Below are 16,094 nucleotides of genomic sequence, written 5' to 3'. Positions count from 1 at the left end.
GGACGTTTAAGCGAAGAACGCTGTGGCATTTCAGGCTTAGCTAATAACTATTCGCAGGTTCATAACTGCGAATAGTCGTCATCACCTAGTACTTTTATCTAAGCTCTTAGTCAGTTCATAACGAGTAAAGATACTTCTATTACTGGTTAGTTGAACGCATGACTTTTAGTAAACGTTGGATAAAGTCAGGTTTAGTTAATATGCCTGCGTGAGACGCTTGGCTACCATAAATCTTGGTCGCTTCTTCTTGAAGTGATAATGATAGTTGGCTGCTCAGTGGAACAACACCATCACCTTCTTCACCTGCTAGATAAGAAAAAAACAGGTGGTAAGGTAAGGTTTTAGGTACATTCCATTGATGGGCAGCTTTAATGTAGTCACTACCTGTTGCTAAATCGCGCCACGAGGCGATAACAATAGGAGATGATTTTACCCCGCTTGCAGCACTGTCCATACCATAAAGCGGACTGTTAATAGTGACGTATAAAGACACGTCAAAGTTGGTATTAGCTTTTTCATATTCTCTTAAGAAAGTACGGGTAACAAGGCCGCCCATGCTGTGGCTAATAAGTTGGAGGTGTTCAAAACCATATTGACTGTGTAATTTTATAAGTGAATTTAACAGGTAATCACTAACAAGATCTAAAGGAACACCGCTGGGATAATACAAGATCCATGGCTGAAATTTATTGCTATCGAGTTGTTCAATAACCGCTTTAAATTCAGTCGGACTGCCTGAGATACCATGGACAAAAAGTACCGGTGTTTTGTTTTTATCATAATCTTGTAAAAACATTAAACCACCACCAATTTTATTGGTAAAGTCAAAAGGACGCCACAACCCCATAGTCGAGTTTTCTTTGCTAAACATAGGGTCTTCTAAAGAGATGACACGACCAATATTTGCTCTGATTTTACTGCGGCTATAAGCAACTTTTCGCTTGGTGCCTATATTTTGATCTATATTGACCTCCAATAATGGCAGTATAATCTTTTGGTTGTCTGTTAACTCTATTTTGGTAAATATGTCATCGAGTTCATTATGCATCGCTGCACTTTCATCCTGATCTCGAACTAGATTATTATTGCTATCGATATAAGCGCCAACTAAATATTCACCCGGTAGTAAGTTAAATTGATAGTTACCATTTCCATCAACTAGGGTTTGTTTAATTATATCTACTTTAGCATCATCGTATGTCAATACTGCTACTACAATGGGGCTATCGGTTTTATAGGTCACACTCACTTGTCCTGATATTTGTGCTAGTTTATCAAACCTTGTTGATTGCTCTTTTATCGTTCTTAATGAGCAGGCATTTAATGACAGTAGAATTAGTATTGCACTGACTATTGTCATGGGATTTTTAAAACGAGGCATTTAGTTATCCTTAAGTGACTTTGGTGACAAATTGTTGCCATTGAAAATGGCTTTATAATCATTAGTGTAAACAAAAAAATTACATTTAACTACTTGAAATAACTGTTAATAGCTTAATTTAATCTATCTTTACTGTACTATACCCTTCACCAATCAAAGTGCTCTGTGAAACATGCATCTTGAATGGTAACGGGTATATATTCTATTATATAAATTGTCTTTACTATTTAGCTTAGGAGTTGGATTGTGACTGAGCAACTTACCGAACAAATAACAGAACAACAAATCATTGATAAAATTAATCAACGTCAGTGCTTTATCGCGACGGTAGTGGGAGGTGCTTTTACTCTCAAAATTGATAAATACCTGCCGGTTATGTCGGCGGCAATTCACGACGGTGGTAATTTTAGAGCAGAACTTGAAGATAACTGCTTACTTGACAAAGCCTCTCGCTATTATGAAGAGGATCCTTACACCGGTAGCTTTATTGCGCAGCAAGCCATTACCTTAATTGCTCATGATTCGCGCTATGAATATGATTTAAATCGTGATACTGATGAATGTGTCTATGAAACCGCTTGGGGCAAAGACATTTGGAAAATTCCGCTGAGCGAGGAGACTATTGCCAAAAGTAAGGCTAAGCATGCACTATTTTATCGTATTGTTGCGGCAGTAGTAGAAGCCTTAGTTGAAGATTTTGGTCAATGTGTTGTTTACGATAACCACTCTTATAACTTTAAGCGTCATGAACGCAAAGATTTACCGGTATTCAATTTAGGCACAACCTCTGTTAAAGGCGAGCAATGGCGCGGCATTATTGATAGTTGGGTGAGTGCTTTACAAGGGATGGATGTTGACGGGGTTGATGTTACCGCTGCAGAAAATGATATTTTCTATGGTAAAGGACGTTTAGCGGGTTTTTGTCATGGTCGTTATGACAATGTTTTAGTATTGGCAACTGAAGCCAAAAAAGTCTTTATGGATGAGTTAACAGGGCAGGCGTATGCCGTTGTTTTGCCTTCATTACAACAAGTTTATAATGATACCATTGCTAAGCATAGCCAGTGGTATATCAATAATTACCACAAAAACTAATTTCCTCCTGTTGATACCGTCATTAAAAAAGCACCCTAAGTAATTTAGCGTGCTTTTTATCATTTATTTCTGCTTATTTCTGCTTATTACCTGTTAGCTAAATCCAACCTAGTACATCTTTCATCACCGACCAGCGTGGTTTTTTTGCTTTAGGATTCTTACCTAAAATCCAATAGTCGTATACTTTTTCCTGGAAGCCATTTTCTTTTTTGAGATTGAGCCAGGTATTCAGATACTGCACATAATCTAGTTGGCCCTTAGGTAAAACAAAGGCTACGGGCGCTCTTAACTTCAAGCCTTTAGGGATAACGGCTGAGTAATTAGGATACAACATAGACCAAGCCGAACCTGCCTCAGTAGAATAAATTAAGGCATCGACGTCTTCATATTGGCCTTTGAGAAACTGCCTAACATTATTGACTTCAGTTAATTGTGCATTGGGTAGGTATTCACTGACCATGTCTTGATAATACTTACTACTGCCCACACCCAATTTTAACGTCTTCATTGATTGAATCTTATAAAGATCAGAAAACTCATCTCGCTTAGCATCACTCACTAATAAACCTGCCGTATGGAAAGTGTAAGCGTCTGAAAACGTCACCTCTAATGCGCGTTTTGGTGTAATTGTATGGCCACCAATAGTGATATCAATACTGCCATCAGCTAATAAGTCGGCTTCATCATCCTTGTTCTCAATGCGGATCATGGAAATATTGATATCAAGGTCTTTAGCAAATTGGTTCATTAGCTCAACATCAAAGCCGACCATACGATTATCTTTGTTTCTAAAAGCATAAGGTAAGCTGGCATCGAAATAGCCAATACGAATACTTTTACGGGCAAGAATTACCTCAAGGCGAGGTAGTTGCTGTTCAAAATATCCCAATGGCGTAAGTTCATTATATTGATCAATGCTAGCACTAGCATTCATTGACTTCATTGATTCAAATGTTTGCACGCCTTCGTACTTGTAGGGGATTAATGACTTTAAAATAAAACCGGCGGCAACCATAACGCCTAAAGTCACCGCTAAATGCAGGCCAATGGCTTGCATCATTCTATGCCACTTTAGCTTTTTCAATACCGCAGAAGCAACGAGTAACGTTACGACAAAACCATGTAAGGCAGCCAAACCTGTAGCAAAACGTGCGGTCACCACACTGCCTAACAGATATAACTGAAATTGATCGGCAGGTAAGTCAAAAAAGTCGAGTAAAAAGGGGATAGCAACAGCCATACTACCAAAGGCGGTTAAAGCGCCCATCACCACAAAGGAAATATAGTCATCAAATCCTAATGGTGAGCCAACGTACCAAGCGGAGAATAGAATAAATCCTAAGCCTAATAAAGTGCCCGTACTAGGAAAACTATATGCCGTAGGTACCAGTACATCAACGGTTGAGTCGGTTTCTTCACACTCCATACCGTGTTTGGCTAACAACGCTTTACTGCGTTCAATGATCATAGGTAAAACGACTAAAACCGTACCGGTAGCTAACGCCGTTATCACGGCTTCACCCGCAGTTGATAAAATTTCACGGTAGGAGAAAGGTGTAGCCCAATGAATCAGTAGTGGTAAAAACACAAAAGCCAGTAGCGCAGCTGCGGTGATGTATACCCATAAGAATACTTGTAATCGACCAAGCTCTTCAACTTCTAAAGTACCAGCGGCAGAGGCTGAAATAGCAAAAATGCCTAATGGCGCCAACTTAGCAACATAAGAGGCAACTTTCATCAAACTATCACCAATATTGGTGGTTAAGGTTAATAGCGTCTCTTTATTTTTTACTTTAATTAAGGCAACACCCATCAATAATGAGAATAAAACAACGGCAGGGACAATCGTTTCAGATAAAGAAGCAAAAATATTACTGGGGATATACAGTTTTACAAAGTTAAAAGCGGCGGGTTCAGCAATCATACTGGTACTGAAAAAACCTGCGGTTTGCCAGTTCGGATAAGCTAAAGGCAGTAATAACAAAGTCGCCATTACCGACAACCACATAATAACGATTACTTTTATCGCGCGAAGACCAATGCGACTCGCCATATCACTATCTAATCGACCAAGGCCTCCGATAATTGAGACGAGTACATAGGGCAAAACGGTCATTTGCAGTAAACGAATATAAACATCGCCAATCACTGCTATATGCCCCGCAGGCTCTCCAACAAAAATACCCGTTGATATACCGAGTATCAAAGCAATAATTACCCGTTGAAAGGGGCTCAGTTTTTTATATAGGTTTACTAAAGGCATTTTATCTCCGGAGGAAGGACCTATTTACTCTGATCCGTTTGGTATGTAAGTCATTACTTGCTGTTATTATCGCTTTTCTAAAAGGTTATTCAAGTAACTATTACGTTAATTTATTTATCAAAGTGTCATGTTAACTAGGTAACTTTATGTAGAAAGTTGTTCCGTATTGTTCGCTACTATGGAAATACAGTGCACCTTGTAATTTATTCATGGCTAAGAACGCTAACTTGATCCCAATATCGTTAGAAACATCAGCTTTATTCACTAGCGAGAAGTGTGTAATGAGGAATTCACCCAAAAAAGAATCGAGTTCCTCTTCGGGGATCACGGTAATATTATGGATTTTGATGAGTATGAATTTTGGCTGGTTTTCTGTCGTTACTGCAATTTTAGAGCCTCTAGGTGCAACATCTACTGCATACCCATAAAGGCAAGAGAAAACAAGGGCTAATAACATTTTATCGCTATAGATAAACATATTTTCATTAACTTCAGTAAAGTCCTCTATATTTTTGTTTGCAATAGCAAAATCAAAAATATCCATCACAGGCAATATGATACTGCTAATATTTTCTTTAGTTTGAGTTAGCGTATAATTACTTTGTTGTAATTTAGTTAAGATATGGCTCTTATCAAGTAACAACCTAGTCATACCTATATTGTACTTTAATTGTAATAATGAAAGCTGTGAGACTTTTGTATTAACCTTAGATGATACTTCAACTAAGTTTTCAGAACTGTTATGTAAGAGTTCATTTAACTGAGTATAAATATCTTCATTATAGTGATGGAGTATTTCACTTTGCTGCAACAAACTGTCTATTTGACCTTGTATGGTGCGCTGATTTAAAATTATTTTACTGTGTACTTCAATACGCGCTAACAATATCGCAGGAATAATAGGTTTGGTAATATAATCGACCGCGCCGAGTGAAAGACCCTTAACGACATCGGCAGTATCAGAAAGTGCAGTTAAAAAGATTACGACAATATTTTGTGTTAATGGGTTGTTTTTAAGTCGTTTACATAAGGTCAAACCGTCAACTTCTGGCATCATAATATCCAGTAGTATTAAATCAGGTGGCGAGTCAGATAAACAAATCTTCATCGCTGTTTTGGCATTGAGTGCTGCTTTTACTTTGCACTTATCTTTAATGAGTTCTTTAATAATTGCAATGTTATCGGCAATATCATCAACAATGAGTACATCTAATTCTTCTATACGGTCTTTTTGAATAAATCGCTTACTATTTATTGTACGTGATAGGTTGGTAGCGCTTGCTTGTATGGGAACTTTAAGTGCTTTTTTAATGCGATTTTCAAAAATTTTTGTATTAAATGGCGGCACTAAATATTCAGATACGCCGTATGCAATCGCTTGTTTAATTAGGTTTTGCTCTATCATGGTTGAAACAATAACAAAGGGAATTTTCAGCGTTTTGTTATTGTCACGAAGCATTTTTAACACTGAAAGCGCATTCAGTTTCGGTAAACTCCAGCCACATACCACCAGATTTATGTTTTCTGTAGTGATTAGTTCAGCACATTGATTTTCACTGTTGGCAACTATCACTGTATTCATGCCCATAGCACGAAGCATAGAGACCATTATTTGCCTCATACTACTGTTGTTATCGATAACTAATGCATTAATTTCATTAAAGTTGCTTGGCATAACAATATGTTCTAATCGCTTATTATTTAACTCATAATAGACTAGACTCTATTAAAATAAAAAATGTTATTTCTAATTTAAGTGTTTATTTCCTATGATAAAATTAAACAAGTGTACATTCATCGCATTTTTATTTTTGCAATCATTTTTGAACCTGAATGTGATGGCAGAAAACCTACCTACTCATTTAGTCGATTGGGCCCATGCTAACCCCATTGTTCGTATTGGGGTAGACGGTACTTTTCCTCCCTTTGATTATGTCGACGAGCAAGGTGTCACTCAGGGCGCAGGTAAGCTCATACGCAAACAATTATCCTCAATACTGCCAGTAGATTTACAAGAAACTTCCGTATCAGACTTTCGTGCTGAATATGATGCGATGTTGCATGGCAATATAGATGCTATTTCGGTGTGTGGCAATATTGAGCAAAGACATGGCGAAGTCTTGTTTACCAAGCCTTTTTTACAAATGACACCTATTGTCGTGGTGAGTAAAAAGAGTCACATTAAAAACGAAATGGACATCACCTCCGCGAAAAAAATAGCGTCTATAGCGGGTTATGCCGATGCTGCTTTTGCCAAACAATTATCAATTAACACAGTAGGACTAAGTAGCAATCTAGAGGGTTATCAAGCTATTGAAAGTGGACAGTATGATGGATTTATTACTTATTTATACTTGTATAAATACATGCTTAATAAATACAACTTCAAAAATATTAGGCCCATAGCCATCAGTCAGTTTGAAAGTTTACCTATCGGCTTTTGTGTCAATAAAGATAAACCCAAGCTAGTTGAGTTATTAAATTGGGGCATTGATCAACTGGGTGATGATTTTATTCTTGCGATGCAGAGTAAGTGGGCTGAAGCTTCTATAGAAGAGGGACATAATGCTATAACTCAAATAAATAAAGAAATTAGTTTAATAAGTGTTGCTATTTATGCGACTATCTTCGTTTTACTTGCGCTGTTTTTTGCGCGGAAGTTTGCCAGCACTATCGCGAGAAAACTTGATACCTTGGTATTTAGAGCAACCTATTTTACCGTGCTTTTTCTTCTTATATCGTTATCGGTAGGTGCTATCTATCTTTTCTTAAATGATTATAAAGAGCAGGTGCTAATTGATCAAAAAGAAACCTTCAATGTCACTCGAGATGTCACTGAAAAATCACTCAAAGCTTGGTATGGAGAACGTGAATTACTTGCAGATAATATAGCTCAATCAGACACTTTTGAATCTTTAGTAACCAATCTTGTAGTCACTCATGAAGCGGATGATAAAGAAAGTTTCAGTCAAGCTCAAGCCGCGCTGAGAGAATACTTTTCTAAACGGGCCTATTATACCACGCATGGAGGGAGGGCTTATAGCATCAGTGATTTACAAGGACGTTATTTATTGAACCTTGTACCAAGTGCGGAGGGAAAAATGTCTCCGATAAAGAGCCAGCGCCCTGAGTTATTCAATAAAGTAGTGATGGGTAGTACAGAATTTATTCCCCCTGTTTGGTCAAATGTAGACATTGATAATAATGACAATAAAGATGACAAAGACGCCGAAATATTTATTGCGACACCAGTACGTAATAAACAGCAGGAAATTATTGCCGTATTAGGTATTAGGTTTGACCCGGATAGAGAGTTTTCCCAGTTATTTATTGATGCTCGCTTAGGTCACAGCTTTGAAAGTTACGCGGTAGACAACAATGGTTATATCATTTCAACTAGTCGTTTTACCCCCGAGTTACAGCAAAAGGGTATTATACCTGCTGGCCAAAGCAGTGTGCTTAATGTCCAATTGGAGGATCCTGAAAATAATCCGATAGTGCAAGCCGCAAAATTTAAATTGAATGGGCAAAATTTAGTAGGCTATAAAAACTATCAAGGAAAAACGGTTGTAGGTCAGTGGATCAGTCTAAAAAGGGGGAATTTTACCGTTGTCAGTGAAATTCAACTCAGTGAAATGTTCGCTGAGTATTACGATGTACGCAGCTTATTACTTATTGGTTTGATCATTGCCAGCTCTTTTATTCTCTCTATTTCCATCTTTATGATCACTATTTCTAATCGAGCAAATGAAATTAGTCGGCGCTCTCAGAATGAACTAACAGAACAAGTTAAGCTGAGAACTAAAGCGTTAGAAGAATCGGAGCAAAAGAGTAAACTCATTACCAGCTCTATTGCCGATGGTATTGTCGGCGTTGATAAAAAAGGTAACTTTATATTTGCCAATGAATCAGCGACAAAAATAACGGGCTATAGCGAAGAGGAGTTTTTATCAAGTGATCTCGTTTCACTTTTTGCTGGCGATAATGAAGAAAATCTAACATTTGAAGATACCGAGGTTTATAAAGCCATTCAAACAAAGGAAGTTATTCGAATTACTAATGAAGCTGTATCAATGAGCGGAGCAAGAAAACTTCCCCTTGAATACAGTATTTCCCCGGTTGAAGATGACCAGTCTGACTTGGCATGTGTTATTGCGCTAAAAGATATTTCTTTACGAATACAAGAAACTGAACGCCTTGAAAAAATGCTCGAGCATTTACCCGTTTGTATGGTCATCATGAATCAAAATAATGAAGTTGAACAAATTAACCAAACGGGCATCGAATTACTGGGTTATCAAAGAGATGAAATAGTAGGTAAAAAAGTAGATTTGTTTATTCCTCATGAACAAGTAGAGAGTCATAAAGCTTTACTTAAAAAGTTTTTTGAAGAAGAAGCAGTCATCGACACCAGAAGTTTAGAACGAGATTTTAAAGTTAAACATAAATCTGGAAAATTAATTGAAATTCAGGCGGTGTTTACGCCTGTGCATTTTTATAATGGTGTTTATGCCGCTGTAATGGTGCGTGATATCACCTTAGATAAACAAGCTGAACAGGCTTTGATTGAGGCTAAACAAATTTCTGATGATGCTTCTAAAGCCAAATCCGACTTTTTAGCCAATATGAGTCATGAAATTCGTACTCCAATGAATGCCATTATGGGGATGTCTCATTTAGCATTAGGGTGTGAATTAGACCGAAAACCCCATAACTACGTTACCAAAGTTTATAAGGCGGCAGAATCGCTATTAGGCATTATTAATGACATTCTTGATTTTTCAAAAATTGAAGCCGGTAAATTAGATATTGAAGTCATTGATTTTAACTTACACGATGCCTTTGCTGATTTAGCTAATATTGTCGGCTTAAAAGCCAGTGAGAAAAACTTAGAGCTGTTGTTTGATATCTCTGCTGAGGTACCTGTGATGTTAAAAGGGGATCCTTTAAGATTAAATCAAATTTTGATAAATCTAGCGGGCAATGCAGTTAAGTTTACTGAACAAGGCCAAGTGGTCATTTCAGTTAACCTAGCCACTAATGCCAACACTCAAGTTAAGGTAAGTCATTGTGATGATATTAGCCTAGAGTTTGCAGTAAAAGACTCTGGTATAGGTATGAATGAAGCGCAACAGAAAAAACTGTTTCAATCATTTAGCCAGGCAGATAGTTCAACAACACGAAAATATGGTGGTACAGGTTTAGGCTTAACTATTTCTAAAAAGTTAGTCGAGTTAATGGATGGCAAAATATGGTTAGAAAGTAAAGCAGGTGAGGGCAGTTGTTTTTCATTCACCACCAAACTACAAGTTTCTGACGTCATTGATCATAAGTTAATTGATCAGCAAAAATCCTTTTTAGCGAATAAGCGTATTCTTATTGTTGATGATAACTTGTTAGCATTAGATGTACTTAGCTCCATTTTAAGCTCTTTTCATTGTCATGTTGTGGCAGCAAATAGTGGCAAAGAAGCCATTGAACTCGCTAAACAAGCAACGCTAGCGTTTGATTTCATCATGCTTGATTGGAAAATGCCTGACTTGGATGGCATTGAAACTTACCAAATAATTAAGTCTCAAAATAATTACCAAGATAAGCAATTTATTTTAGTGACCTCTAATGCCAATGATAACGAAGCGGTTGAACAACTTAAAAATAGTATTAGCAGCGTTTTGGTTAAGCCCGTTACTTCTTCAAGTATTTTTGATGAAATGATGCGTCTTAATGGCGATGAAGCATTTAGCAGCACCCGGGAAATGAAGCGCGATGATGAACTTGTACAAAATCAACAACGTTTAAGCGGTGCGAAAATATTATTAGTTGAAGATAACGAGTTAAACCAAGAGTTAGCAATGGAGTTATTAAAGCAATCTAATATTAATGTTGAGTTAGCTGAAAATGGTGCCATAGCCGTAGAAAAATTCAAAGAAGGTAATTTTGATGGCATTTTGATGGATTTACAAATGCCGGTGATGGATGGATTTAGTGCCACGAAAATCATTAGAGAAAGTAACGTTTCCATTCCTATTATTGCCATGACTGCCAATGCAATGGTAAGTGATAAAGAAAAAGTATTGGCCTGCGGAATGAATGATCACATCACAAAACCTATTAATGTTAATACCATGTTTGCCACCATTGCAAAATGGATTTCACCCTCTGTTAATGTCATTCATGGCACTAATAAAGGAGAAGTAATCACCTCTAGCTCACCTGAAATAGTTATCGAAATACCGGACTTTAATACTATTAATACCCGTGCAGGTTTAGCTGTGGCGAACGGTAATAAATCGTTATATGTTAAATTACTAAGCCGGTTTATTAGTGGGCAAGATGATTTTGTTGAGCGCTTTAAAACCTCAATGTTAAAAGAAAATAAAGAAGAAGTTACTCGTTTTGCCCACACGCTAAAAGGTAGTGCGGGTAATATCGGTGCTACAGTATTGCAAGGCTATGCTGACCAATTGGAGCTGGTATGTGCAAACGATGCCAATAATGATGAACTAGGTAACTTACTTCATCAAGTAGCGGAAGAGTTAACCTTGGTCTTAAATGAGCTCTCTGGATATTTAGCAGAGGAGAGTAGTATTGAAAACACTGGGTCAACTAACGACTTTATTGTTACTGAAGCGTTTAAAGCACAGCTTGCTGAGTTGTTAGCCTTGATTGAAGATTTTGAAACAGAGTCAATTGAAATAGCTGAAGAGTTGCTAGAACAATTAAAAGGCACTAAGCAGGAAGTAGTCTTTGCAAAGATTTATCAGCAAATAGAGGGGTATGAGTTTACTGAAGCGGAAGCCAGTTTAAATGAATTCATCGATGGCCTAAATGATAAGTAACAAACTATCAATAAGCTGATCATAAAGTAATTAATAGAGCATGAGCCCGGTTCGATGTACTATCAATTATAATAATAGCAGGGGTGTATATGACATTATCAAAAAATGAAGTAGTAGAAGAGAGCAAAGCGACAGTACTCATTGTTGATGATAACTCAGATAATTTAGATGTATTAAGTGGTGTATTACGACCTTTTTATAAAGTAAAAGCAGCGATTAATGGTGAACTGGCCCTTAAAGTCGCGGCAGCAAAAAATAAGCCTGACATCATCCTGCTTGATATTATGATGCCAGGTATGGATGGTTATGAAGTTTGTCGGCAATTAAAGAAAAACCCTAGCACAGCTAATATTCCTGTTATTTTTGTTACCGCTAAAACTGAAACAAAAGATGAACAAGCAGGATTTGAATTAGGCGCAGTTGACTATATCACTAAGCCAATAAGTGTTCCCATCGTGCTTGCTCGAGTACGAGCCCAATTAGCGTTATATAATCAACAGCGCGAGCTTGAAATATTAGTTAAGCAACGAACAAAAGAGCTCGATGATACGCGATTAGAAGTTATTCAACGTCTAGGCTGCGCGGCTGAATATAAAGACAATGAAACTGGCTTACATGTTATTAGAATGAGTTGGTATTCGAAGTTTTTAGCCGAGCAGATTCAGGCCAACGATGACTGGGTTGATTTATTGTATAGCGCCGCACCTATGCATGATATTGGTAAAATAGCGATACCCGATAGAGTATTACTTAAACCTGGGAAACTGGATAAAGAAGAATGGGCCATTATGCAGACACATGTTGAATGTGGCGTAGACATTCTTGGCAGCCATGAATCAGATTTGATGAAAATGGCACGTGAAATAGCCCTTTGTCATCATGAAAAATATGATGGCAGTGGTTACCCTAATGGCATAGCCGGTGATGATATTCCTTTAAGTGCGCGTATTGTTGCTATTGCGGATGTATTTGATGCCTTAACTTCAGTACGTCCGTATAAAGAGGCTTGGCCTGTAGAAAAAGCTATTGCATTATTGGAAGAAGAGGCCGGAAAGCATTTTGATCCAGCATTAGTATCTAAATTTTTAGAGTGTTTACCGAGAGTCCTAGAAATAAAAGATAAATATATGGATGTATTTGAGGATTAACTTTCTTTAAACTTCGTCTATAAAAGTTACCTATAACAACCTTGATATTGATGTTATAAAACCAAAAAACAATCTATTATGGAATAATAAAAAAACATGTCAGAGCAAGAGCAACAAAAAAAAGAAACGTCTGTTCAAGAAGTTACAGCACCAGTAAATGCAACATTAGAAACAAAAGATCCTGTGCGCAAGATCACTAAATATGTATTGGCCATTACCGCCTTAATTTTTATCTGGTACATCATTGCTGACAGGCATGCACCTTGGTCAGACCAAGCGCGAGTTCAAACCTATGTTATCCCTATGGTGCCACAAGTATCAGGTCGGGTAACTGAAGTTTTTGTCAAACAAGATCAAATCGTTGCTCCAGGTGATGTTTTATTTAAAATAGATCCCAGTGATTATGAATTAGCAGTAGAAAATGCCGAAGCGGCACTGGAATTAGCCGGCCAAGAAATTGGCGCAGGTATGGCAACCGTGGTTACAGCACAAGCGCAATTGGTTGTCGCCGAAACGAATGTAGAACATGTGAAAGCGCAAAGTGCTCGTGTGTTTGAAATGGAAGACAAAAATGTGCTCTCTCATTCTGACGGTGATAAAGCCCGTGCGGCAATCAAACAAAGTAAGGCTGAAGTGGTCAGCGCCGAAGCTAACTTAGATAAAGCCAAACAATCACTGGGCAAAGCAGGCAATGAAAATCCAAGAATTCGCTCGGCGATGGCGCAACTAAAAAAAGCGCAGTTAGATTTAAATCGAACCGTTGTTTTAGCGCCTTCTTTTGGTGGTATCACCAACTTACAAATAGACACCGGATTTTATGCTAAAGCTGGCTCCGCTGCGATGACCTTTATTGAAGGCAATACTGCTTGGATCCAAGTCAATTTACGTGAGAATAACTTAGCAAATTTAGCCATAGGCAACTCGGTTGAAATCGCCTTGGATGTTAACCCAGGCACTATCTATCAGGGAAAAATTAGTAGTATCGGCTTTGCGGTTGATACCTCATCGTCTAGCGCTGTCGGTGGTTTAGCGACTGTTGAGTCAAAAACTGGCTGGCTTAGAGATGCACAGCGTTTTCCTGTGATGATTACCTTTAATGATGACAGTACGAAAGGAAAACGCCGATTAGGTGGTCAAGCGGATGTACAAATTTATACCGGTGATAATTGGTTTGTAAACAGCCTTGGTTGGCTTTGGATCAGAGTATTAAGCATACTTTCTTATGTCTACTAAAGTCGGCGTAATACCAACTAAAACGTTGGCATCAATCTATAGTGATGTTAAAACTATGCGGGTTTTACGCTTTGCTTTTGGTGTCACGGCAGCCTGTGGTTTAGCCTATGGTATAAAGTGGCCGTTAGCTTTTTTAATGCCAGTGTTTACTGCGATGATTTTGGCAATGCCGTTGCCAAAACCCTCGGTTAAAGCCAGTTTAAATAATATGATGAGTACCCTAAAAGCATTTGCTATCGGGTTAGCATTCTCATTGTTTTTTTTACAATATCCCATTGTTTATTTAGTCGTACTCGCCTTAGTTTTATTTCATCTCTATTACTATTTAAACCGTGGCGGCTCATTTTGGTTTACCTTAATGACGATGATTGCCATTTTAGTGTTACCTATGATTGCCAATACTAATGAAGGTTTGGCGATAGGATTTTCAGTGGGTTTTGTTTATTCAAGTTGGTTGACTATCGCGATGTTATGGTTGGCGCATTTTGTTTTTCCTGATCCGAATTTTACCCACTTTCCCGTTAAAGCTAAATACAGTAATGTTTACTCAAAAGTTGCCGCGCAGCTTGCGCTTAAAAGTACCTTAGTCGCTTTTCCTATTGCTGCGGTATTTATTACTTATGGTTTAAGTGATTATTTATTGGTGATGATTTTTTCAGCGATATTTATTTTAAAACCTGATTTAACCCAAGGAAAAGAAGCGGGCAGAAACTCTTTATTATCAACATTACTTGGTGGTGTTTTTGCCTGGTTTTTCTATTGGTTAATTGTTGCTGTACCACAGTTTTATTTTTACTTGATACTTTTGCTGGCGACAACCTTGTTTTTTGGTCGTCACATATTTTCAGGTACTAATATGTCGAAGTACTATAGTTCGGGGTTTATTGCTTTATTAGTCATCATTAATAGTGCAATGGCGGCAGATTCAAGTTTTAATGCTATTTTAGTCCAACGTATTTTATTGATATCAGGCGCTATTATTTACATCGTTTCGGCGTTGAAAGTATTAGAACGTTTCTTTTTTACTTCGAAGTAATGCCAAATAAATCAATTCAAGAAAAAGGAGCTTAATGGCTCCTTTTTTTGGTTATAAATTAGTTAAATTACCCTTTGTAGATGCTATTTATTTGAATCTAATCATAATAAAGTCGTTATGAAAGTACACATCTAATGTTGTAAGGCTTGCCATTTTCTATCATCAAAGAACTGTGGATACTGTTGCAGTGCATTAATTATCTTGATAGCCCCTGTACGTTCATTACCAGAGTCAGTCATTTGTTCATTTCCCTTAATAATACTAAATAACAAGGTGTGTAGTTGCTTATCGGCCTTTTTGGGTAACTTACAATGGGTAAATAAATAGCTTAAATGGTTTTGTAATTCTGTGGCTAACACTGAATATTGCTCAGCTTTGAAGGTTTTATCATGGATGGCATTGATGTTCTTTTCCATAGACGCTTTGATTCTGGTCATACCGATATGTAAGCTAGTATCAATCGACCATTTCTGACCTTGATCTAATTGAATTTTTTGTTCAGGGTATGCGTGTCCTCGACTATGTTCATGTTCGCTAGCTATAGCCGAGGTAGTTACCAGAGCTCCTAGTAATAATAGGTACGTAGAGATTAATTTTGATATGTTCATGTGATTTCCTTATGATAAATAATAAGTGTATGTAGCCATGTTACCTCAAAACGAAGAATTCAGCTGGAATTAGAAGAGTCTTTAGCAAGACGTTGATTGAAGATAATAGTTAACCTATTGCCGGAAGCAATAACAGAGCAAAAGCGTTTCTAATCAAGCCCTGCGCGGATGTCTAATTTCAACTTTAAATCTGCAATCGTTTTACGTCTTTGCTTCAGAATCTAATAGTTTAATAAAAAGCACTCACAATTATTAGTGAAGGGAAAATAACAAAGTAGAGTCGCATTAAAAAACGTAAGTTCTTATTTGCGCCTTTTAGCTCCATAAAGTGATCTATAACGATAAAACCTTTATAAGTTACTGTTATTGCAATCAATATACTCACTAACGTTGTTGAAGAAAATTTTTCGCCCAAAAAGGTATTAAGTAATGTTATTACTATTAATGCAGCTAAATAGTATTCTAATTTTATTGGATGTTTCATTATCATT

The 16,094-nt window shown here is 37.3% G+C and carries 10 protein-coding genes; 5 read left to right on the top strand and 5 right to left on the bottom strand.

Going from position 1 to position 16,094, the window contains the following annotated elements:
• Positions 1 to 139: 139 nt before the first annotated feature.
• A complete protein-coding gene (locus tag CXF71_RS19010; protein ID WP_101234508.1) occupies positions 140 to 1,381 on the bottom strand; it encodes an alpha/beta hydrolase in 1,242 nt (413 codons plus the stop codon).
• 246 nt (positions 1,382 to 1,627) lie between these two features.
• Here CXF71_RS19010 and CXF71_RS19005 point away from each other — a divergent pair, with 246 nt between their 5' ends.
• Positions 1,628 to 2,476 carry an N-formylglutamate amidohydrolase gene (locus CXF71_RS19005; RefSeq protein ID WP_101234507.1) on the top strand — a complete coding sequence of 283 codons (849 nt, stop codon included), beginning with the start codon at positions 1,628 to 1,630 and terminating at the stop codon, positions 2,474 to 2,476.
• Positions 2,477 to 2,573: 97 nt separating this feature from the next.
• On the opposite strand, the gene CXF71_RS19000 is transcribed toward CXF71_RS19005, so the two are convergent.
• Together CXF71_RS19000 and CXF71_RS18995 are read right to left on the bottom strand one after the other, a co-directional pair.
• The gene (locus CXF71_RS19000; protein ID WP_101234506.1) at positions 2,574 to 4,739 is read right to left on the bottom strand and encodes a cation:dicarboxylate symporter family transporter; all 2,166 of its coding nucleotides are present in this window, start codon (positions 4,737 to 4,739) and stop codon (positions 2,574 to 2,576) included.
• Between the two features lie 130 nt (positions 4,740 to 4,869).
• Positions 4,870 to 6,414: a response regulator gene (locus CXF71_RS18995; RefSeq protein ID WP_101234505.1), complete on the bottom strand. Its 1,545-nt coding sequence runs from the start codon at positions 6,412 to 6,414 to the stop codon at positions 4,870 to 4,872.
• A gap of 94 nt (positions 6,415 to 6,508) precedes the next feature.
• On the opposite strand from CXF71_RS18995, the gene CXF71_RS18990 reads away from it, so the two are divergent.
• The 4 genes from CXF71_RS18990 to CXF71_RS18975 all read left to right on the top strand — a co-directional run bounded on the left by CXF71_RS18990 (position 6,509) and on the right by CXF71_RS18975 (position 14,995).
• A complete protein-coding gene (locus CXF71_RS18990) occupies positions 6,509 to 11,578 on the top strand; it encodes a response regulator (protein ID WP_101234504.1) in 5,070 nt (1,689 codons plus the stop codon).
• Positions 11,579 to 11,667: 89 nt separating this feature from the next.
• Entirely contained in the window at positions 11,668 to 12,726 is a 1,059-nt protein-coding gene (locus CXF71_RS18985) for a response regulator (protein WP_101234503.1), read from the top strand.
• Between the two features lie 96 nt (positions 12,727 to 12,822).
• On the top strand, positions 12,823 to 13,959 hold the full coding sequence (locus CXF71_RS18980; protein ID WP_101234502.1) for an HlyD family secretion protein: 1,137 nt from the start codon (positions 12,823 to 12,825) through the stop codon (positions 13,957 to 13,959).
• Positions 13,949 to 14,995, top strand: a complete 1,047-nt coding sequence (locus CXF71_RS18975) for a DUF2955 domain-containing protein (protein WP_232771546.1) — start codon at positions 13,949 to 13,951, stop codon at positions 14,993 to 14,995. Before CXF71_RS18980 ends, CXF71_RS18975 begins: the two co-directional genes overlap by 11 nt.
• Positions 14,996 to 15,126: 131 nt before the next feature.
• On the opposite strand, the gene CXF71_RS18970 is transcribed toward CXF71_RS18975, so the two are convergent.
• Positions 15,127 to 15,603, bottom strand: a complete 477-nt coding sequence (locus tag CXF71_RS18970; RefSeq protein WP_101234501.1) for a hypothetical protein — start codon at positions 15,601 to 15,603, stop codon at positions 15,127 to 15,129.
• 229 nt (positions 15,604 to 15,832) lie between these two features.
• Entirely contained in the window at positions 15,833 to 16,087 is a 255-nt protein-coding gene (locus CXF71_RS18965; protein WP_101234500.1) for a cytochrome C oxidase subunit IV family protein, read from the bottom strand.
• Between the last annotated feature and the right edge of the window lie 7 nt (positions 16,088 to 16,094).

This window comes from Colwellia sp. 12G3, from assembly GCF_002836775.1.
In the GTDB taxonomy this organism is placed as follows: Bacteria; Pseudomonadota; Gammaproteobacteria; order Enterobacterales; family Alteromonadaceae; genus Colwellia.
This window is presented reverse-complemented; position numbering and strand designations above follow the sequence as displayed.